The sequence below is a fragment of the Undibacterium sp. KW1 genome, from assembly GCF_009937955.1.
GTDB lineage: Bacteria > Pseudomonadota > Gammaproteobacteria > Burkholderiales > Burkholderiaceae_D > Undibacterium.
In genome coordinates this window covers 972,946-992,251 of record NZ_AP018439.1, presented here as the reverse complement: position 1 = coordinate 992,251, position 19,306 = coordinate 972,946, and the positions used below count along the sequence as shown (strand labels likewise).

At 52.0% G+C, this 19,306-nt stretch carries 21 protein-coding genes; 5 read left to right on the top strand and 16 right to left on the bottom strand.

Annotated elements, in window-relative coordinates; translation table 11 throughout:
* Positions 1 to 117: 117 nt before the first annotated feature.
* The 7 genes from holA to UNDKW_RS04420 form a co-directional block, all read right to left on the bottom strand.
* Complete coding sequence (gene holA, locus UNDKW_RS04450; protein ID WP_162057742.1) at positions 118 to 1,137, bottom strand: DNA polymerase III subunit delta; 1,020 nt, start codon at positions 1,135 to 1,137, stop codon at positions 118 to 120.
* Position 1,138: 1 nt separating this feature from the next.
* A complete protein-coding gene (gene lptE, locus UNDKW_RS04445; RefSeq protein ID WP_162057741.1) occupies positions 1,139 to 1,648 on the bottom strand; it encodes an LPS assembly lipoprotein LptE in 510 nt (169 codons plus the stop codon).
* Positions 1,649 to 1,684: 36 nt separating this feature from the next.
* On the bottom strand, positions 1,685 to 4,312 hold the full coding sequence (leuS, locus tag UNDKW_RS04440) for a leucine--tRNA ligase (protein ID WP_162057740.1): 2,628 nt from the start codon (positions 4,310 to 4,312) through the stop codon (positions 1,685 to 1,687).
* Positions 4,313 to 4,460: 148 nt separating this feature from the next.
* Positions 4,461 to 4,904 (bottom strand): biopolymer transporter ExbD, encoded by a 444-nt coding sequence (locus UNDKW_RS04435; protein ID WP_162057739.1) that lies wholly within the window; start codon positions 4,902 to 4,904, stop codon positions 4,461 to 4,463.
* 50 nt (positions 4,905 to 4,954) lie between these two features.
* Positions 4,955 to 5,611 carry a MotA/TolQ/ExbB proton channel family protein gene (locus tag UNDKW_RS04430; RefSeq protein ID WP_162057738.1) on the bottom strand — a complete coding sequence of 219 codons (657 nt, stop codon included), beginning with the start codon at positions 5,609 to 5,611 and terminating at the stop codon, positions 4,955 to 4,957.
* Between the two features lie 30 nt (positions 5,612 to 5,641).
* The gene (gene dapB, locus UNDKW_RS04425) at positions 5,642 to 6,448 is read right to left on the bottom strand and encodes a 4-hydroxy-tetrahydrodipicolinate reductase (protein ID WP_162057737.1); all 807 of its coding nucleotides are present in this window, start codon (positions 6,446 to 6,448) and stop codon (positions 5,642 to 5,644) included.
* Between the two features lie 6 nt (positions 6,449 to 6,454).
* The gene (locus UNDKW_RS04420) at positions 6,455 to 7,021 is read right to left on the bottom strand and encodes an outer membrane protein assembly factor BamE (RefSeq protein WP_162057736.1); all 567 of its coding nucleotides are present in this window, start codon (positions 7,019 to 7,021) and stop codon (positions 6,455 to 6,457) included.
* Positions 7,022 to 7,096: 75 nt separating this feature from the next.
* Between UNDKW_RS04420 and fur the strand changes: the two genes are divergently transcribed.
* Complete coding sequence (fur, locus tag UNDKW_RS04415) at positions 7,097 to 7,525, top strand: ferric iron uptake transcriptional regulator (RefSeq protein WP_162057735.1); 429 nt, start codon at positions 7,097 to 7,099, stop codon at positions 7,523 to 7,525.
* A 67-nt stretch (positions 7,526 to 7,592) separates the two neighbouring features.
* Here fur and UNDKW_RS04410 read toward each other — a convergent pair whose 3' ends face one another.
* The 3 genes from UNDKW_RS04410 to UNDKW_RS04400 are packed head-to-tail and all read right to left on the bottom strand — an operon-like array spanning position 7,593 to position 9,796.
* Positions 7,593 to 7,976 (bottom strand): response regulator transcription factor, encoded by a 384-nt coding sequence (locus UNDKW_RS04410; RefSeq protein WP_162057734.1) that lies wholly within the window; start codon positions 7,974 to 7,976, stop codon positions 7,593 to 7,595.
* 57 nt (positions 7,977 to 8,033) lie between these two features.
* The gene (gene hrcA, locus UNDKW_RS04405; protein ID WP_162057733.1) at positions 8,034 to 9,065 is read right to left on the bottom strand and encodes a heat-inducible transcriptional repressor HrcA; all 1,032 of its coding nucleotides are present in this window, start codon (positions 9,063 to 9,065) and stop codon (positions 8,034 to 8,036) included.
* A 44-nt stretch (positions 9,066 to 9,109) separates the two neighbouring features.
* Positions 9,110 to 9,796 (bottom strand): HAD family hydrolase, encoded by a 687-nt coding sequence (locus UNDKW_RS04400; RefSeq protein ID WP_162057732.1) that lies wholly within the window; start codon positions 9,794 to 9,796, stop codon positions 9,110 to 9,112.
* Positions 9,797 to 9,871: 75 nt separating this feature from the next.
* Between UNDKW_RS04400 and UNDKW_RS04395 the strand changes: the two genes are divergently transcribed.
* The 4 genes from UNDKW_RS04395 (at position 9,872) to UNDKW_RS04380 (ending at position 14,486) form a co-directional block, all read left to right on the top strand.
* Positions 9,872 to 10,765, top strand: coding sequence for an NAD kinase (locus tag UNDKW_RS04395; protein WP_162057731.1), 894 nt, complete (start codon positions 9,872 to 9,874; stop codon positions 10,763 to 10,765).
* A gap of 121 nt (positions 10,766 to 10,886) precedes the next feature.
* Positions 10,887 to 12,533, top strand: coding sequence for a DNA repair protein RecN (gene recN / locus UNDKW_RS04390; RefSeq protein ID WP_162057730.1), 1,647 nt, complete (start codon positions 10,887 to 10,889; stop codon positions 12,531 to 12,533).
* Positions 12,534 to 12,547: 14 nt separating this feature from the next.
* A complete protein-coding gene (gene hemH, locus UNDKW_RS04385) occupies positions 12,548 to 13,654 on the top strand; it encodes a ferrochelatase (protein WP_162057729.1) in 1,107 nt (368 codons plus the stop codon).
* A gap of 7 nt (positions 13,655 to 13,661) precedes the next feature.
* Entirely contained in the window at positions 13,662 to 14,486 is an 825-nt protein-coding gene (locus UNDKW_RS04380; protein WP_162057728.1) for a symmetrical bis(5'-nucleosyl)-tetraphosphatase, read from the top strand.
* A gap of 3 nt (positions 14,487 to 14,489) precedes the next feature.
* Here the strand turns inward: UNDKW_RS04380 and UNDKW_RS04375 are convergent, their stop codons facing one another.
* The 6 genes from UNDKW_RS04375 to UNDKW_RS04350 form a co-directional block, all read right to left on the bottom strand.
* A complete protein-coding gene (locus tag UNDKW_RS04375; protein ID WP_162057727.1) occupies positions 14,490 to 15,224 on the bottom strand; it encodes a 1-acyl-sn-glycerol-3-phosphate acyltransferase in 735 nt (244 codons plus the stop codon).
* A 165-nt stretch (positions 15,225 to 15,389) separates the two neighbouring features.
* Entirely contained in the window at positions 15,390 to 16,676 is a 1,287-nt protein-coding gene (locus UNDKW_RS04370) for a dihydroorotase (protein WP_162057726.1), read from the bottom strand.
* 7 nt (positions 16,677 to 16,683) lie between these two features.
* A complete protein-coding gene (locus tag UNDKW_RS04365; protein WP_162057725.1) occupies positions 16,684 to 17,655 on the bottom strand; it encodes an aspartate carbamoyltransferase catalytic subunit in 972 nt (323 codons plus the stop codon).
* On the bottom strand, positions 17,648 to 18,169 hold the full coding sequence (gene pyrR, locus UNDKW_RS04360) for a bifunctional pyr operon transcriptional regulator/uracil phosphoribosyltransferase PyrR (protein WP_162057724.1): 522 nt from the start codon (positions 18,167 to 18,169) through the stop codon (positions 17,648 to 17,650). The genes UNDKW_RS04365 and pyrR overlap by 8 nt, the downstream gene beginning before the upstream one ends.
* Entirely contained in the window at positions 18,166 to 18,561 is a 396-nt protein-coding gene (gene ruvX / locus UNDKW_RS04355; protein ID WP_162057723.1) for a Holliday junction resolvase RuvX, read from the bottom strand. Before ruvX ends, pyrR begins: the two co-directional genes overlap by 4 nt.
* A complete protein-coding gene (locus UNDKW_RS04350; RefSeq protein ID WP_232063396.1) occupies positions 18,561 to 19,178 on the bottom strand; it encodes a YqgE/AlgH family protein in 618 nt (205 codons plus the stop codon). The genes ruvX and UNDKW_RS04350 overlap by 1 nt, the downstream gene beginning before the upstream one ends.
* Between the last annotated feature and the right edge of the window lie 128 nt (positions 19,179 to 19,306).

Genomic DNA, 19,306 nt, shown 5'->3' with positions numbered 1-19,306 from the left:
AGAACGTCTGGTCCTCATAGTCGTTGATCAGCCACCAGCAAGGTGGTGAGGGAATTCAATTTCCGGTTTGATAAACCGCTTAATCGGGTGCAGGCCAGATTATCTGATGAGCAGCTTTTATGCTGTCCTGGCCACTCTCAAACCCAATTGCAACAAGGCATCCCAGGGGTCACCTGCAAATGCCTTCGCTCGTAAACCTTTTACCATCTTATCGACTTGCGATGCCTCTTGCAGTGCAGCCCGCAAATTTGCCAGGCTGACGCGGCGCAAGGCGGGGTCCATGAGTTTTTCCCGTGGGCCCCAGATGCGGTATTCTTTCAGCAAGGCTGACAAGGGCCTGCCCTGTGCCATGCCCGACTTTAGTTTCAGCAAGGTACGTATCTCTTCTGCCATGGCCCACAAAACCAGCGGCAGGGCTTCGCCCTCACCTTTCAAACCATTCAACATGCGCACTAGTCTGGCGACATCACCGGCCAGCATGGCTTCGTTGAGCTTGAAGACATCATAGCGCGCCACATTGAGCACGGCATCATGGATTTGTTCAAAACTCAGTTTGCCAGCTGGATGAAGCAAGGCCAGTTTCTGAATTTCCTGATGGGCTGCCAGCAAGTTGCCCTCTACCCTGTCGGCAATGAAATCCAGGCTTTGCCGGTCTGCACTTTGCTGTTGCAAGGACAGACGCATGCTGATCCAGCCTGGCAATTGATTGCGCTCTACCAGCGGGATATCGATATACACCGCGGCTTGCTGCAAGCTGCCTACCCAAGCGGCTTTTTGCGTGGCCCAGTCCAGCTTGGGCAAGGTGATCAGGGTCAGGTTATCGGGCGACAGATTCGCTACACAATCCTGCAGAGCCTGGCCACCATCCTTGCCGGGCTTGCCGGTAGGAATGCGCAAATCGATGAGTTTTTTATCACCAAACAGGGATTGCGACTGATTCGCGGCCAGCAAGGCACCCCATTTGAAACTGCGTTCCACCGTCAGGATTTCGCGCTCGTAAAAACCTTGCGATTTTGCGGCACGACGTATCTTGTCTGCGGCTTCCAGCGCCAGCAAATGCTCATCACTGGTGATCACATACAGTGGCGCCAGTGTTTTCGCCAGATGGCCATCAAGGGCATCGAAGCGTAATTGCATATCAGTCGTCCATCTTTACAACAGCCAGCCTGCGCATGATTTGCTGCACCAGGTCACTTTGCATATCACGGTACAGCAAGACTTCTTCTGCCTCTTTCGCCAGTACCTGTGATTCATTAAAGGTGATATTGCGCTTCAACTGCAGATCTACTGGTTCCAGATATTCCTTGCCTACATTATTGCGGACACGGAAACGGAAGTTATAAATCAAATTATATTCACGCACGCGACCCTGGCTGTTCAGTGACAGGATTTGTTTTTCGCGGGTTTCACTCAATACTTCGAGTACCACTTGCGCGTCCTTGGCCTCAGACATGATCTGGGTCTGGCCATTGGCACGGATATGGCGGCGCAATTCACCACCCAGGGCCGAGCTTTCTGGCATGCCGATATAAATACTTTTAAACGGCAAGGCAACCGGGCCGCGCAGGGCGAAACCGCAGGCCGACAACAACATGATGGACATGATGACTGCCAGCCATTGCAGACGCTTTACATAGTTTGCTTGCATGCGGTTTTCCCTGTTACTGGTATATCTGTTAAACAATCAGGCGACGATATTCACTAACTTGCCAGGCACGATGATGATTTTCTTGGCCGCACCTTCCATGAACTTCTGTACGCTTTCATTGGCCAGAGCAGTTGCTTCTATGGTGGTTTTGTCGGCATCCTTGGCGACCTTGATGCTGCCACGCAGTTTGCCGTTGACTTGCACCATGAGCTCGATTTCATCCTGCACCAATGCAGCCTCATCGACCAGTGGCCACGGTGCATCAATGATTTCACCGAGTTCTGTCGCCAGACCCAGTTCTTGCCACAGTACGTGGGTAATATGCGGGCATACCGGATACAGGCCACGCAGCAAGATGCTGAAGGCTTCGCGCAAAGCTGAAGCGCTGCCTTCGGCTTCTGACTTGAAGGACTCTATGGTATTGAGCAATTTCATCGCACCAGAAACAACGGTGTTGTATTGCAGTCTATCGTAATCTGCATCAATCTGCTTCAGCGTCAGATGTACTTCGCGGCGCAGGGCTTTAACATCATTTGCATAAGCAGCTGGTGCCACAGTACCGGCAGCAATCGTGCCGGACAGTTTCAATGCAGAAGCCCACAGACGACGCAGGTAACGTGATGCACCTTCTACACCACTGTTACTCCAGGCAGCACTTTGATCTGGAGGACCAGCAAACATGGTGAACAGGCGTGCCGTATCAGCACCGAACTGCTCGATAATGTCTTTCGGTTCCACCACATTGTTCTTGGACTTGGACATTTTTTCTATGCCGCCCATTTGCACAGGCTGTCCATCGCTCTTCAGCGAAGCAGAAATGGGGCGTCCCTTGTCATCATGCTGGACTTCGATTTCATTCGGATAGAACCAGATCTTCTTGCCACTCTCATCTTCACGGTAGAAGGATTCATTGAGCAACATGCCCTGGGTGAACAGGTTCTTGAAAGGCTCGTCTATCTTGATCAGACCCAGGTCACGCATGGCCTTGGTCCAGAAACGTGCGTACAGCAAATGCAAAACTGCATGTTCGACACCGCCTATGTACTGGTCCATCGCCATCCAGTAATCATTGCGCTCGTCGACCATGGTAGTCGCATCCGGGCAGGTATAACGCATGAAGTACCAGCTGGAATCAACGAAGGTGTCCATGGTGTCGGTTTCACGGTGTGCAGGGCTGCCGCATTTAGGGCAAGGCACATTCAGGAAATCTTCACGGTGTTTCAATGGATTGCCAGAACCATCAGGGATGCAGTCGGTAGGCAATACCACTGGCAAATCTTCGTAAGGCACAGGCACATCACCACAACTGTCGCAGTGGATGATAGGGATAGGCGTGCCCCAATAACGCTGACGAGAAATACCCCAGTCACGCAAGCGCCAGGTGGTTTTCTTTTCGCCGAGTTCTTTGGCAATCAGGTCGGCAGCCACTGCATCGACAGTAGCCTTGAAGCTCAGGCCATCATATTTGCCAGAATTGACAGTAACGCCGCGCTGCTTGTCGCCATAGGATTCTGCCCAGGCGTCTGTCGTGAAGCTTTCACCTTCAATCGCCACGACTTGCTTGATAGCGATATTGTATTTTTTCGCGAAAGCGAAATCGCGTTCATCATGCGCAGGCACGCCCATGACAGCGCCATCACCATACGTCATCAAGACATAATTACCAACCCAGACTTCGACCTGCTCACCAGTCAGAGGATGAGTAACGAAGAGGCCAGTAGGCATGCCCTCTTTTTCCTTGGTCGCCATTTCGGCTTCAGTGGTGCCACCAGCTTTACATACTTCGATGAAGGCAGCCAGTGCGGCATTGTTCTTTGCTGCCAGCGTGGCGATAGGATGCTCTGCCGCTACTGCACAGAAAGTCACGCCCATGATGGTGTCAGCGCGGGTAGTAAATACATACAGCTTGCCGTCTTGTACCAGTGCGCCGGTTTCGTCAGCAATCTGGTGTGGGAAAGCAAAGCGCACGCCTTCGCTCTTGCCTATCCAGTTACGCTGCATGGTACGCACCTGCTCAGGCCAGCCATCAAGATCATCGATGCTGTTCAGCAGTTCGTCTGCGTACTGGGTGATACCGAAGTAGTAGCCAGGGATTTCGCGTTTTTCTACCAGGGCGCCAGAGCGCCAGCCACGGCCATCGATAACCTGCTCATTCGCCAGCACGGTTTGATCGATAGGGTCCCAGTTCACAACCTGGGTTTTTTTGTAGGCGACGCCTTTTTCCAGCATCTTCAGGAACAGCCACTGGTTCCAGCGATAGTAATCCGGGTCGCAAGTCGCGACTTCACGCGTCCAGTCAAATGCCAGGCCCAGGGGCTGCATTTGTGACTTCATGTCTTCGATATTCGCGTAAGTCCATTCTGCTGGCGACTTCTTATACGCTATCGCCGCATTTTCTGCTGGCAGGCCAAAGGCATCCCAACCCATAGGCATGAGAACGTTATAGCCCTTCATGCGCAACTGGCGTGCCAGCATGTCATTGATCGTGTAATTGCGCACGTGGCCCATGTGCAGCTTGCCCGATGGATAAGGCAGCATGGAGCAAGCGTAGTACTTGCCTTTAGGGAAACGTGGATTGTTTTCTACTGCCTTATAGGCATCGATCTTTTTCCAATGGGATTGCGCCGATTGTTCGACGTCAGAGGGCGTGTATTTTTCTTGCATGGCGTAAGCAGAAGTAGATGCGAAAATGACTCAGAACCTTTGATTATAACTGGTTCAGGCACATTATTGAGGAAAGCCTGATGGGCAAAGGCTCCTGGAGCCGTTTTACAGAGTGTAGCGCGGTTTTGTAATGACTGAACCGTGACAATTACGGTTTTTTGGCTTGTTTGCTGTCGGTCACGAAAGAAATCCTGACCAGCCCTTGCGTCTGGGCTGCCGCCATGACCTGGGCGATAATTTCATAGCGGGTAGCCTTATCGGCCCGCAACTGGATTTCTGTCTGCTTGTTTTTTTTCGCCAGCAGTGCCAGTCTGGATTCCAGGTCAGCCATGGCCAGGACTTGTTTATCCCAGTAAAGGATGCCGTCAGCATCAAAGGCAATACGTACAGACTCAGCCTGCTCGGCCACCGGCGCTGATTGCGCCTGCGGCAAATCCAGCTTGATGGCATGCGTCATGAAAGGGGCGGCGATGATAAAGATGACCAGCAAAACCAGCATCACATCGACCATGGGCGTGACATTGATGTCCGCCATGGAAGTCAGGGGACGGGATGAGGGTTCACGCGGCGTATGAAATTGACCAAATGTCATCTTATGATTTTATTGATGCTTTATTGATGCTTTACTTTAACTTACCCCGTTCAAGACTTGTTCATGTGGGCATGCAAGTCAAATGCAAAACCATCCAGTTCAGCCAGGGTAATACGGTTAATCCGGTTGAAGGCGTTATAAGCCAGTACGGCAGGTATCGCTACCAGCAAACCCAACGCTGTCATGATCAGGGCTTCGCCTACTGGCCCTGCCAACTGGTCGATTTGCACCACGCCGTTGGATGAAATGGCCGTCAAGGCGCGATAAATACCCCAGACTGTGCCCAGCAAGCCAACAAAAGGAGCAGTTGCGCCGACCGAGGCGAGAAAGCTCAAACCAGTTTCAAGCCTGACGGTCAGGCCTTGCAATTCCTGGCGCAGGCTGCGCGTCAGTATTTCGCCAAGACCGGCATTGGCAGACAAGGTGGCGCTGCGTTGCGCCGTGTCACTGGCGGCATGCGCAGCATCTGCCAGGGTGATGAATATTTTGGACTGATCAGTTTGGCGCAGCGACGACAAGGCATCGGCCAGGCTGGGCGCACGCCAGAAGGCGCGCAAGCCTGGGGCTGCTTTACGGATACGCCAGAAACTCCAGCCCTTCATCAGTATCAATGTCCAGCTCAGTACCGACATCAACAACAATAACCAGCCAACCAGATGACCCAGTGCGTCAGCCTGTTCCCAATAATGTGCGATTGCAGAATTCATGTAGAAGTCACACGTGCTATTACAGACTGATTAACGAAAACCCAGGACATCGTACATATCGTACAAGCCTGTAGATTTGCCTTGCAGGAAACGTGCTGCACGCAGGCTGCCATGGGCATAAGTCACACGGCTGGAAGACTTGTGGCTGATTTCCACGCGCTCACCTATGCCAGCGAACAAGACCGTATGATCACCAACGATGTCGCCACCACGAATAGTGGCAAAACCGATGGAAGACGGGTCGCGCTCACCTGTCACGCCTTCGCGGGCAAACACGCCCACTTCATTGAGGTCACGGCCCAGTGCATCGGCGATGACTTCGCCCATTTTGAGGGCTGTGCCTGAAGGAGCATCCACCTTGAAGCGGTGATGGGCTTCGACGATTTCGATGTCATAACCTTCAGCAAAGCTCTTGGCTGCCATTTCCAGCAACTTCATGGTGACATTCACGCCTACACTCATGTTCGGTGCAAACATGATGGCGGTTTTCTCTGCGGCAGCGGCAATCGCTGCCTTGCCAGCATCATCAAAGCCCGTGGTGCCGATAATCATCTTGATGCCATGAGCAGCGCAATATTCAAGATGCTTGAGCGTACCTTCAGGGCGGGTAAAATCGATCAGGTAGTCGGCATTTGCGAGGCCAGCTTCCAGGTCAGCAGTAATGTTCACGCCGCAAGGCTTGCCCAGACTGGCCGCAGCATCCGTACCCAGGGCTGGTGAGGCAGGCACGTCCAGCGCGCCAACCAGGACCATATCACCGGCATTACTGATTGCTTCGACCAGCATTTTTCCCATACGGCCAGAAGCCCCGGCCACGGCAATTTTAAGTGCAGTCATAACAGCTTATTTCTCTTTTTTCTTCGGCGCATCAGTTTCTATCACCGATTGAACGCGGTTCAGGCCCAAAGCGGATTCTGTAATACGTGCCAGGTATTCTTTTTCAGTCGGCAAATTGCCGCCTTCAAATTTTGCTACCGTACCATCCTTGAAAAACACCGACACGCGGCTGGTGATACGTTCTCCATTTGGCTTGGTCAGGCGGAAAGGGTAATCCCAGCGGTCTTCATGGAACATATCGGTCAGCAAGGCTGTACCAAGGATAAAACGCACCTGCTCACGTGTCATACCTTCTTTTAACTGTGCCACCATTTCCTGGGAAACGAAGTTACCTTGCTGTATGGGAACGCGGTAAGGCGAAATAAAGGCCAGTACCTTGCCAAAACCGGTCGGTTCCACCACTTGCGCACCATTTGCATCACTTGGAGTGCCGGATGTTGCATATACTGAAGTCCTGTCAGCCGAAGACAGCAGGGGAATAGGTGATGAACATGCTGTCAAAGAAGCCAGCACTACCAGACCCGCTACACGGCTCATCTTATTCCGCGTTAAACCTGAAAACAACAGTTGCATAGATAACCTCTTAATTGAGCAACAAGCCCTAAAACCCGATATCATAAAGCAGATAGCAATTTTTTGATCGAAAACATGACAAACAGCACCTCCAACCTCAAAGCCAGCGGTCTGAAAGCCACCCTGCCCCGACTGAAAATCCTGGAGATCTTCCAGAACAGCCCGGTTCGTCATCTGACAGCAGAAGATGTGTATAAGATCCTGCTCAATGAAAATATGGATGTCGGTCTGGCAACTGTATATCGCGTCCTGACCCAGTTTGAACAGGCCGGACTGTTAAGTCGCAATCATTTCGAGACTGGCAAAGCCATTTTTGAATTGAATGAAGGTTCCCATCATGATCACCTGGTGTGCCTGGACTGTGGGCGGGTAGAAGAATTCTATGATGAGGAAATTGAAAAACGCCAGCATACTATTGCTCTTGAACGTGGCTTCAAGATTGCTGAACATGCACTGGCGATTTATGGCAATTGCACCAAAACCGATTGTGAACATAAGGCTTAACCCAGGGAAATAGTCCCAAATCCCCCTTGCAAGCGCACGGGCCTACCTGCACCGTGCGCCATACCGCCTACCTATTGATCTTTGCTACCACTGCTTCCACTGTGTCTATGATCTTCTGTGCATTGAATGGCTTGAGGATATAGCCGTGTATGCCAGTTTTAACCACCTCGGTAATCGTATCCTGATCCTTATTGGCTGTCACCATGAGCACCCTTGTCTCTGGCAGCAGTTCCCTGATACGTGGCAAAATTTCAGTGCCACTGATCTTGGGCATGACGATATCCAGCAAGATCAAATCTGGCTTCAACTTCAAAGCAAGTTCCAAACCACTGCCGCCGTCAGTTGCTTCTCCAACAACATGATACCCCTCGCTCCTCAGGATGACCCTGAGCACCTCGCGGGTTACGTCATTGTCATCAATTAACAAAATCTTTGCGTTTTTCTTTTCCATAGCAACCCTGCTCCGGATGAATGTGTGCCACCCTGCTTCGCCAGTTCATACCCAGTCTTATTGACTTAAGGCATTAGATAATAATTTTGACGTGATGTCCACGATCGGTATCACTCTCTCATACGCCATACGTGTAGGCCCAATTACGCCTAGGGTTCCAACTATCTTGCCATTCACCTCATAAGGGGCAGTGACTATGCTCATTTCCTCCATAGGTACCAGTTGCGAATCGCCACCGATAAAAATCTGCACACCTGTTGCCTTGCTGGATACATCCAGTAGCTGCATGAGACTGTTTTTTTGTTCAAACATGTCAAACAATTTGCGCAATGAACCCATATTTGATGACAGGTCTTGCACATTCAGCAGATTGCGCTCACCAGAGATAACAACTTCGTCATTATCTTCATCCATGGCACTACTACCTGCTTCAACAGCGGCCTGCATAAGCCTGGTCATATCATTCTGCAGTTGCCGCAACTCATTATTGATGCGGGAACGCGCATCGGTAAAACTCAAACCGCCAAAATTCTGGTTCAAGTAATTGGCGGCCTGCACCAATTGTGTCGGTGTGTAATCGACATCCGTCAACAAAAGGCGGTTATGGACTTCTCCACCCGGTGTGACGACCACAAGCAAGATGCGTTTTTCAGACAAACGCAAAAATTCAACCTGCTGAAAAATCGACTCTGTACGTGGTGTCATGACGACACCGGCAAATTGTGACAGAGACGACAAGATTTGTGCCGCATTGGTAATCAGCTTTTGCGGCGACTGCGCGTTCATATTCGATTGCAAGCTGGATTGCAGGCGTGTATCCATGCCCGTAGCATTGATGTCTTGCACAGTAAGCAATTTATCGACAAAAACGCGGTAGCCTCTGGGGGTAGGGATACGACCAGCAGAAGTATGCGGGCTCGCTACAAAGCCCATTTCTTCCAGGTCAGCCATGACGTTACGTATCGTCGCCGGGGATAATTCCAGGCCGGATATTTTGGACAAGGCGCGGGAACCTACAGGCTGGCCATCAGCGATATAACGCTCGACCAGGGCTTTTAATAAAGTTTGTGCGCGGATATCTAGTTGCATGGTTTCATTTTATGCGTTCATGACTGACATGAACATAGAAAAATTCATAGCCATAGAGTCAGGTCATGCAGATTGGCAAATTCTGCATCCGGCTTGATATGCAGATGGCGCTCATCTTCAATTTTTAAACCCTGACGGTTCATCCAGCCGCCTTTTAATCCTGCCTGTTGCGCACCTTGCACATCCAGCAATAAATCATCGCCTACATATAATACTTCTCCAGGTTTCAGCCCCAACTCCTGGCAAGCGGCCAGAAATATCCTTGAATCAGGTTTGGCACAGCCAAAACGATAGGCCGCGATAGACACCTTGAAATGATGCGCCAGGCCTATCGCCTGCAAATCGGCAAAACCATTCGAGACAGTGCCCAGGAGCAGTTTTTCTTGCAAAGCCTGCAAGGCGGGCTTGACATCGCTGTACAAATCGACTTTGTTACGGGCGTCGGCAAAAACGGCCATGGCCTGATCGGCTTTTTCGGCAGCGACCCCATGTTCATCAAACACCTGTTTCAGCAAGGTATGGCGCAAGGCCCATAAATCATATTGAAAACGCTGGTCGCTGGCTACCAGCACATTCCTGCGTTCACGCAATTTTTCTACATTGTAATTTTGCGCAACCACGGGTGCATGTTCATGCAACCATTGCTGCAAGACTGATTCAGCATGACGAATAACCGGTGCAACCGGCCACAAAGTATCATCGAGGTCCAGCAAAACTGCTTTAATTGCCATAAAGAGCACTCATTCCATTCATAGATGCCCTAATTATGTTCTAATCTCAGGCATCATGTCACCCTACCTTTGTTTATGACAATACAGGCCAAAACCATTGCACTTGTTGGAAAATCGAATGCGACAGGCATTGCTGACTCGATTAAAGAACTGGCCAATTTTCTCGCGAGTGCGGGACACCGCGTCGTCATCGAGGCAGAAACAGCGCAATACCTGCAGTTGAGCGAATTCAGCAGCATGCCTGTGCCTGAGATAGGCAAGCTGGCCGATGTCGCCATCGTAGTGGGTGGCGATGGCACCATGCTGGGCATAGCACGGCAACTGGCACCCTACAATATTCCTCTGATTGGCATCAACCAGGGCAGGCTGGGTTTCATCACCGATATTGCGCTTGGCCGTATGATCCCTGTCATCACCGAAATGCTGGATGGCAAATATGTGTCTGAGCGCCGCAGCCTGTTGCAGGCCATCGTGACCCGCGATGGCAACCAGATTTTCAGTGGCGTGGCTTTCAATGATATCGTGGTCTCGCGCGGTGCAGGCTCAGGCATGGTGGAATTGCGGGTAGAGGTAGATGGACACTTCATGTACAACCAGCGCTCGGACGGTCTCATCGTCTCGACGCCGACTGGCTCCACTGCCTATGCCCTTTCTGCCGGTGGCCCGCTGCTACACCCAAGCCTGTCAGGCATTGCAATGGTTCCGATTGCGCCGCATGCGTTGTCGAACCGGCCCATTGTCTTGCCAGACAGTAGCGAAATCGTCATCACCATCGTGGCTGGCCGCGATATCAGCCTGAATTTTGATATGCAAAATTTTGCCAGCCTGCAGCATCAGGACAGGATTATCGTCAACCGTTCTGCCCATACGGTGACCTTCCTGCATCCTCCTGGCTGGAATTATTACAACACCTTGCGTGAGAAACTGCACTGGAATGAATATCCATCGGTAGAGGGTGCGCTGAATTAATTTTTTCGCCCACTCTTACGAACACAGAAGTCACAGGCTGTTGCTAGAATAGCGATTTCGCTATGCTGGCTGGTACTTTCCGGCACCATTTTCTTAACAAATTCCTTCATGTCTGCCCATTATGTTGCGCACGCTTGCCATACGAGATTTTGTCATTGTTGATACGCTGGAGCTGGAATTTTCTTCAGGCTTCAGTGTACTGACCGGTGAAACCGGTGCGGGTAAGTCCATTCTGATTGATGCCCTGACACTGGCCCTGGGTGGCCGGGGTGACGCCAGCATGGTGCGCGAGTCTGCCAGCAAGACTGATATCAGCGCAGAATTTGCCGTCAATGAAACACTCGCCGCCTGGCTCAAAGAACATGAATTCTTTGACCAGGATCAGCCGCTGATCTTGCGTCGTACCATCGATAATGCAGGCCGTTCCAAGGCCTGGATCAATGGCATCACCGCCACTGCAGGGCAATTGCGCGAGATAGGCGACATGCTGGTGGATATCCACGGGCAGCATGCGCACCAATCATTGTTGAAAACCGAAGCACAGCGCGACTTGCTGGACATGCAAGGTGGCTTGCAAGAGCAAGTTGCAGAAGTTGGTTTGCGCTACCGTGCCTGGCGCAATATCAGCAAGCAACGCGAAGAATTTGAAACAAATGCCAAGAGTGTCTTGCAAGAACGCGAGCGTCTGGAATGGCAGGTCGGCGAACTCGATAAATTGCAGATCAAACCCGGTGAATGGGAAAGCATCAGCCAGGAGCACAGCCGCCTGGCTCACGCCGCCAGCCTGCTCGAAGGTGCGCAGGAAGCAGCAGCATTGATATCGGAATCCGAACATCCGGTCCTGTCACAGTTGAGTGCCATTCAGCAAAAACTCTTGAAACTGCTCGATTATGATGCCGCACTCAAGCCCGTCACCGATGCGCTGGAATCTGCCTGCATCAATTTGCAGGAAACCACCTACGCAATCAACGACTACCTGAGCCGCACAGAACTCGACCCGGCCCGTCTGCGCGAAGTCGAAAACCGCGTGGAAGCGATACACACTACAGCAAGACGCTTTCACGTTGCCCCTGAAAAATTGCACGAAGAATTTGCCACGCTATCAGCCCAGTTGGCACAGCTATCCAATGCGACTGACATGGACGCCCTGAAAGCACAGGAAGAAAAAGCCAGGCTGGCTTACCTACAAACAGCACAAAAACTCAGCAAGGCCAGACAAAAAGTTGCCACGGATCTGGGCGCGGCAGTCACTACCGCAATGCAAGACCTGAGCATGAGTGGCGGCAGTTTCTCTGTTGCACTCAATCCTGTGGAACCTGCCGCCTATGGCCTGGAACAGGTGGAGTTCCTGGTGGCAGGCCATGCCGGTGTGCAGGCAAGGCCGCTGGCCAAGGTGGCATCTGGTGGTGAGCTGGCGCGTATATCACTGGCGATTTCTGTCATCACCTCTTGCGCTACTGCCACTCCTACCCTCATATTTGATGAAGTGGATAGTGGCATAGGTGGTGGCGTGGCTGAAGTGGTTGGGCGCTTGCTGAAACGACTTGGCCAGGACCGGCAAGTCTTGTGCGTTACGCATCTGCCGCAAGTAGCCAGCCAGGCAAACCAGCACTTCCAGGTCAGCAAGGCCAACCAGAATGGCAAAACCGTTTCACAGATAGAAGCACTCGATAATAAACAAAGAGTGGAAGAAATCGCCCGCATGCTGGGCGGCATAGAAATTACGGCGACTACGCGCAAACACGCCAGAGAATTATTGGCATCTTAAGAAAAAAATACATCATGCGCTTCCTTAAAGAACCTGAATATTCACACGGCAAAATCGCCAAGACAGCCGTGGTGCTGATCAACCTGGGCACACCAGATGCACCGACAACGTCGGCAGTTCGCCGTTATCTCAAACAATTTTTATGGGACAGGCGCGTGGTTGAAGTGCCGCGCCCGATCTGGTGGATGATCTTGCATGGGATTATCCTGCCCTTCCGTTCTGGTCAGTCAGCAAAGAAATACGCCTCGGTCTGGACCAAGGATGGTTCACCACTGAAAATACATACGCAAAAACAGGCAGCGTTATTGAAAGGCTATCTGGGTGAACGTGGGCATGAAGTGCAGGTTGCCTATGCCATGCGGTATGGCTCGCCATCCATCCCTGATGTCTTGCAAAAACTAAAAGAAGAAGGCTGTGAACGCATATTGATACTGCCAGCCTATCCACAATATTCTGCCACGACGACTGCTTCCAATTTTGACGCTGTCGTTCAGCATTACCAGCAAGTCAGGAACATGCCTGAACTGCGCTTCGTCAAGAATTATCATGACCATGATGGTTATATACAGGCTTTGCGCGTGTCGGTCATGGATCACTGGCAAAGCCATGGTCGCCCGGACAAACTGGTCATGAGTTTCCATGGTTTGCCCAAAGCCTTTTTATTGCGTGGCGATGCCTACCATTGCGAATGTTATAAAACCGCAAGGCTGCTCGCAGAAAAACTGGGGCTGGGCAAGGATGATTACGTAGTCACCTTCCAGTCACGCCTGGGCCGGGCAGAATGGCTGCAACCTTACACGGCACCCACCGTGGCAAAGCTGGCCAAAGAGGGCGTTAAACGCATAGACGTGATTTGCCCCGGCTTTATCGCTGACTGCCTGGAAACTCTGGAAGAAATCGCCATGGAAGTGAAGACCGATTTTCTCAAAGCAGGTGGCAAGGAATTCAATTACATCCCCTGCCTGAATGAATCACCGGCGTGGATGCGCGGCCTGGCTGAAATTGCAGAGCAACATCTGATAGGCTGGCCTACCATGATCACCGCCAGCGTGCGTGAACAACAAAAGCAACAAGCCCTGATCAGCCGCGCAGAAGCGAAACGCCTCGGTGGAGAACCCTGAGGCAGCAATGGCAATAACTTATTTTATCGGCGATATACAAGGCTGTGCCGACCAGTTGCAAAGCCTGCTCAAAAAAATAGAGCAGACCGAACCAGATGCGCAATATTTGTTTGCAGGTGACCTCGTTAACCGTGGTCCCAAATCGCTGGCCAGCCTGCGCCTGATACGCGATTTGCAAATCGCTGGCCGGGCAGAATCCGTACTCGGCAACCATGACCTGCATTTGCTGGCTGTCGCCAATGGCATACGCAAAGCAAGTCGCAGCGATACCCTCGACGACATCCTGCAAGCACCAGACCGTGAAGAATTGCTCGACTGGTTGAGACACCGGCCCATGGCGATTTCACAGCACCAGCACTTATTGATACATGCAGGCATCTTCCCACAATGGTCAGCAAAGCAAACCATGAAACTGGCGCATGAAGTTGAAACACAGCTACGCGGTAAACACTGGCTGGATTTATTACGCAATATGTATGGCAATACCCCGGCACAATGGCAGGATGATCTGCAAGGCTATGACAGATTACGCTGCATCATCAACGCACTGACACGCATGCGTTTTTGCAGTGCAGATGGCGTCATGGACTTTGACAGCAAGGATGGCCTGGAAAGCGCACCGCAAGGCTTTGCCCCCTGGTTTGATCTGTCACGTGCCAGTGAAAAAAACACGCTGGTATTTGGTCACTGGTCCACCCTGGGCCTGATCTTGCGTGACAATCTGATCAGCCTGGATACCGGCTGCGTCTGGGGTGGTAAACTGACTGCCGTTGCGCTGGAAGACAGGCAAGTCGTACAGATAGATTGTCCGCAGCAACAAAAACCGGGTTAAGCCTTACTCGCTTATTCCCAGTTCTTTCATCACCGCTGCACGCGCCACTTGCGCCACTTCCCTGCGGTGCGCACCTTCGGTAGGAATCGCAGGCAAGCGTACCAGTTCTGCCGTCATGCGCGGTGCCAGCAGGATGATGCGCATGCTTTCTGCAAAAGTCATGTCACCAATAAAATCAGCGGCAGGGTGAAGCTGCCCCTGCGCATCAAGATAGCGCACAACAAAGGGTTGCACAGGTACATGTGCTTCTATTGCCGCTTCAAACAGGTTGGCATGAAAGGATAATAGATTACCTTGCGCTGCCGTCGTACCCTCGGGAAAAAAAGCAATGCGCTTGCCTGCTTCTATCTGATGTACCAGGCCTTCGTAAATACGGCGCACGTCGCGCTGCCTGCCGCGCACCAGAAAAATTGTACCAGCCTTTTCACATAACCAGCCCAGCAAAGGCCAGTTGCGGATGTCAGACTTGGCGACGAAGTGGCAAGGATGCAGGGTATTGATGACAAAAATATCCAGCCATGACACATGGTTGGAAACGATCATCGCCGACGGATTCACAGCCCCCTCGCTTTTATCCTTGAAAGCCACATCCACAGTACAGATGGCCAGTAATTTTACCGACCAGCGGCGTACCAGATAGTCACGCCTGGCATCAGAAGAAAACGGAAAAATCAATGCACAAGTCAGCAGACCTGCCGTAAGATGGAGAAATATCCGGAAAAAATGCCAAACGATCATGCCCAAACGCCCATGCCCACAAAGGCTAAGATAAAAATTCAAATCGCAATAAAACAAACGGGAGTACGGTGAACCATACTCCCAGAAAATCATTTTATTACCCAATAACGCGACTACATCAGTCTCAAAAAAATCACTGATTTAGCTGATTGAATCGAATCAGATTCAATGAAGCGCATCAAACGCAATATGCCCTGACACTATCGTGGCCTTGACCACGCCTGGCAATTCATAACCCAGGAAAGGCGTGTGCTTGCCCTGGCTGGCGAGGGCTTTGGCTTCTACCTTCCAGCGTGTGACAGGATCAAAGATACAGATATCGGCTGCCTGGCCTACGGCGATTTGTCCGGCGGGCACACCTGCTACTCTGGCGGCATGCTGGCTGATCTTGGACAGTGCCAGCATCAAGCTGACGTCACCACGGCTGTCTTCTGCCCATTTCAGCGCCAGTGACAACAATAATTCCAGGCCGGTGGCACCGGGTGAGGCCTCAGCAAAGGGCAGCAATTTTTCATCATCGTCGACCGGTGTATGGTCTGAGCATATCGCATCGATGGTGCCGTCTTTCAATGCCGCAGAAATGGCATCGCGGTCACGCTGGCTGCGTAAAGGCGGGGTCAGGCGGGCGTTGGAATCGAAGTAACCAATATCAGCGTCCGTCAGATGCACATGGTGAGCACCAACGTCACAGGTGAGCGGCAAGCCCTCTTTCTTGGCCTTGCGTATCAACTCAAGACCTGCGGCAGAAGAGATGCGACACAGATGCACTTTGGCGCCAGTGGCACGCATGAGTTCAAACAGGGTATGCAGGGCTATCGTCTCGGCCATGACAGGCACGCCAGACAAACCCAGGCGTGAAGCCAGCGGGCCGCTGTGGGCGACACCGCCCTGGCCTATGTAGGCATCTTGCGGACGCAGCCAGACGGTGAAACCAAAGGTGGCAGCGTAATCCAAAGCCCTCTGCAGGGTATTGGTATTGGCGATGGTTTCTTCAGCCTGTGAAAAACCTATGCAGCCAGCCTGAGTCAACTCAGCCATCTCGGTCAGGGATTCGCCCTTCAGACCGACAGTCAACGCCCCTAGCGGATAAACGTGGGCCTTGTTTTGCATGCGCGCTCTTTGCTTGAGCATTTCTACCAGGCCTGATTCATCAAGCACAGGGTCAGTATCTGGCGGGCACACCAGACTGGTGACGCCGCCGCGCATGGCGGCCTGTAATTCAGATTCCAGCGTGGCCTTGTATTCAAAACCAGGCTCACGCAGGCGGGCACTCAGATCGACCAGACCAGGGGCAACGATCAAACCTGTTGCATCAACAGTTTTATTGGCGACAAAGTCGGCAGGTGCCTGACCTATAGCGACGATCTTGCCTGCAGCAATAAACACGTCATGTACTGCATCGCTAGCACTTGCCGGGTCAATCACGCGGCCATTTTTGATATGTATCTTCATATTCTCCTCATGCCCCGCCGCTGTTGCCTGCAACGATGCTCATGACAGCCATGCGCACGGCGATACCAAAAGTCACTTGCGGCAGTATCACTGCCTGCGGGCCATCGGCCACGGCAGAATCAATTTCCACACCACGGTTCATGGGGCCGGGATGCATGACGATGGCGTCTGATTTTGCCAAGGCCAGACGTTCAGGTGTCAGGCCATAGCTCTTGAAATATTCTTGTGCAGAAGGCAGCAAGGCACCGCTCATGCGTTCATTTTGCAAGCGCAGCATGATGATGACATCGACACCTTTGAGACCTTCATCCATGTTATTGAACACTCGCACACCCATTTGTTCCAGACCACCGGGCAACAGGGTACGTGGGCCTATCACACGTACTTCCGGCACACCCAGCATGGTCAATGCATGGATATCAGAACGGGCGACTCGACTATGCAAGACGTCACCGACAATGGCGACTGTCAGATTGGTGAAGTCTTTTTTGTAGTGGCGTATGGTGTACATGTCCAGCAAACCCTGGGTGGGGTGAGCATGGCGGCCATCACCGGCATTTACCACGTGTACATGGTGCTGTTTGGTGTCGTTCAGATGCTTGGCGATCAGGAAAGGTGCGCCTGAAGTGGCATGACGCACGACAAACATGTCGGCATGCATGGCGGCCAGATTGTCGATGGTGTCGAGCAGGGATTCACCCTTGCTGGTACTGGAAGCGGCGATATTGAGATTGATGACATCTGCCGACAAGCGCTTGGAGGCAATCTCGAACGTCGTGCGTGTGCGGGTAGAGTTTTCAAAGAACAGATTGAAGACACTTTTGCCACGCATCAGCGGCACTTTTTTAACTTCCCTGTCGCTGACGCTGACGAAGGAAGATGCGGTATCGAGAATATGGTTGACGATGGCTTTTGGCAAGCCGTCTATCGTCAGCAAATGCTGGAGTTCACCGTGTTTATTGAGCTGGGGATTATGCATGATCGACAGAGATGCTGAAAGTGCCATCAACTGCACGTTGCAGATTGACAGAGACGGCGGGTTCAAATGAGGCGGTATGGGCTACAAAATCAGCAGCCACCGGCAATTCGCGGCCACCGCGATCTACCAGGGTAGCCAGCATGATGCGGGCCGGACGGCCATAATCAAATAATTCATTGATGGCGGCACGGGTGGTGCGGCCTGTATATAACACATCATCTACCAGAATGATTTGTGCACCATCGACATCGAAAGGAATTTGCGTAGGTTTGACTTCGGCATGCAGGCCTTTGGCGGCATAGTCGTCGCGGTAAAAAGACACATCAATACGACCTGCTTTATTCGGTAAGCCCAGGTCTTGCACCAGGCGCTCCGCTATCCAGGCACCGCCGGAGTAAATGCCAACGATGGCCAATTTGTCTTGTGCCAGCGCATGTGGCCTGATTTGCTCCAGTAGCTGCTGATACAGGGTTTCTGCATCAAGCTGGGCAGCATTAATCGTCGTGGTAGTCATGGCGTTTCATCAAAATATTGTTGCAGAATAAGGGCAGCCGCATCGTCGTCGATGAACTCGCCACGCGAGCCTGAGAGTACGGCAGAAGAATAGCGTTCATCGACCAGCACGGCAGGCAGGTTGAAGCGGCCATTGAGCTGATTCGCAAAGCGCTTGCAGCGCTGTGTCATTTCATTATCGGCACCATCGGGGTGCATGGGCAAACCTACCACGCACAGCACAGGCTGCCATTTTTCTATGAGCTTGGTGATGTCGGCAAATTTGCCGTCATTGGTAGGGGCGTGGATGATGCTGAGTGCTTCAGCCTGGCGTAAAAAGGTATTGCCAACGGCAACGCCTATGCGCTTTAAACCAAAATCAAAGGCGAGTACCGTACCTTCGCTTGCAGCCATCAGGCATGCCCCGCTTCGGCTGCCAGCATCAATGGGTCTATCCCCAGCAATTTGATGGCGGCGGCAAAACGTTCTTCCAGCGGTAAATCGAACAGGATGCGTGCATCAGCAGCGACTGTCAGCCAGCCATTGGCCAGTATCTCTTGCTCCAGCTGGCCAGCCCCCCAGCCGGCATAACCGACGCTGATCAGGACTTGTTCTGGCCCGTCACCGGCTGCCACGGCTTCCAGCACATCGCGTGAGGTGGTGAAAGCGATCTCGTCTGTGACCTTGAGCGAAGATGAATAAGCGCCAACAGGGGTATGTAAGACAAAGCCACGGTCATCTTGCACCGGCCCGCCAAAGATGACGGGACGTTTGCCTATGGGGTGGGAATCAGGAATGATTTCCAGCTTCAGGTCTATGCGGTCAAACAGGCCAGCCACGGTCAGCTCTATGGGGCGGTTGATGACCATGCCCATGGCACCACGCGGGCTGTGCTCGCATAGATAAATCACCGTGCCGCCAAAGACGGGGTCCATCATGGATGGCATTGCAATCAGGAAATGATTGGTTAAATTCAATTCCAAATTGTTATCGTCTTCGCTTTTCACCTGAAATTTATGTCTGGAAGTCATCGGGGCCGACTGTGTTGCATCGTCGTGCAGATTGGTATGTAGTGATTTTGTTTGCTTCGCCATAGTCACATTTTAGCATTTTTAGCGTGTATTTTCGATGTGTGCTAAGGTGCCACAAGCGTTTTGAC

What these genes read in the sequence shown, in the direction of transcription:
- leuS (WP_162057740.1), bottom strand. Translation starts at nt 4,312, where the DNA reads ATGCAAGAAAAATACACGCCCTCTGACGTCGAACAATCGGCGCAATCC.
- UNDKW_RS04350 (WP_232063396.1), bottom strand. Translation starts at nt 19,178, where the DNA reads ATGACTTCCAGACATAAATTTCAGGTGAAAAGCGAAGACGATAACAAT.
- dapB (WP_162057737.1), bottom strand. Translation starts at nt 6,448, where the DNA reads ATGACTGCACTTAAAATTGCCGTGGCCGGGGCTTCTGGCCGTATGGGA.
- hrcA (WP_162057733.1), bottom strand. Translation starts at nt 9,065, where the DNA reads ATGCAACTAGATATCCGCGCACAAACTTTATTAAAAGCCCTGGTCGAG.
- UNDKW_RS04400 (WP_162057732.1), bottom strand. Translation starts at nt 9,796, where the DNA reads ATGGCAATTAAAGCAGTTTTGCTGGACCTCGATGATACTTTGTGGCCG.
- hemH (WP_162057729.1), top strand. Translation starts at nt 12,548, where the DNA reads ATGCGCTTCCTTAAAGAACCTGAATATTCACACGGCAAAATCGCCAAG.
- UNDKW_RS04420 (WP_162057736.1), bottom strand. Translation starts at nt 7,021, where the DNA reads ATGCAACTGTTGTTTTCAGGTTTAACGCGGAATAAGATGAGCCGTGTA.
- ruvX (WP_162057723.1), bottom strand. Translation starts at nt 18,561, where the DNA reads ATGGCTGCAAGCGAAGGTACGGTACTCGCCTTTGATTTTGGTTTAAAG.
- UNDKW_RS04375 (WP_162057727.1), bottom strand. Translation starts at nt 15,224, where the DNA reads ATGATCGTTTGGCATTTTTTCCGGATATTTCTCCATCTTACGGCAGGT.
- UNDKW_RS04365 (WP_162057725.1), bottom strand. Translation starts at nt 17,655, where the DNA reads ATGCATAATCCCCAGCTCAATAAACACGGTGAACTCCAGCATTTGCTG.
- UNDKW_RS04380 (WP_162057728.1), top strand. Translation starts at nt 13,662, where the DNA reads ATGGCAATAACTTATTTTATCGGCGATATACAAGGCTGTGCCGACCAG.
- lptE (WP_162057741.1), bottom strand. Translation starts at nt 1,648, where the DNA reads ATGCAAGCAAACTATGTAAAGCGTCTGCAATGGCTGGCAGTCATCATG.
- UNDKW_RS04370 (WP_162057726.1), bottom strand. Translation starts at nt 16,676, where the DNA reads ATGAAGATACATATCAAAAATGGCCGCGTGATTGACCCGGCAAGTGCT.
- UNDKW_RS04435 (WP_162057739.1), bottom strand. Translation starts at nt 4,904, where the DNA reads ATGACATTTGGTCAATTTCATACGCCGCGTGAACCCTCATCCCGTCCC.
- recN (WP_162057730.1), top strand. Translation starts at nt 10,887, where the DNA reads ATGTTGCGCACGCTTGCCATACGAGATTTTGTCATTGTTGATACGCTG.
- holA (WP_162057742.1), bottom strand. Translation starts at nt 1,137, where the DNA reads ATGCAATTACGCTTCGATGCCCTTGATGGCCATCTGGCGAAAACACTG.
- fur (WP_162057735.1), top strand. Translation starts at nt 7,097, where the DNA reads ATGACAAACAGCACCTCCAACCTCAAAGCCAGCGGTCTGAAAGCCACC.
- UNDKW_RS04395 (WP_162057731.1), top strand. Translation starts at nt 9,872, where the DNA reads ATGACAATACAGGCCAAAACCATTGCACTTGTTGGAAAATCGAATGCG.
- UNDKW_RS04410 (WP_162057734.1), bottom strand. Translation starts at nt 7,976, where the DNA reads ATGGAAAAGAAAAACGCAAAGATTTTGTTAATTGATGACAATGACGTA.
- pyrR (WP_162057724.1), bottom strand. Translation starts at nt 18,169, where the DNA reads ATGACTACCACGACGATTAATGCTGCCCAGCTTGATGCAGAAACCCTG.
- UNDKW_RS04430 (WP_162057738.1), bottom strand. Translation starts at nt 5,611, where the DNA reads ATGAATTCTGCAATCGCACATTATTGGGAACAGGCTGACGCACTGGGT.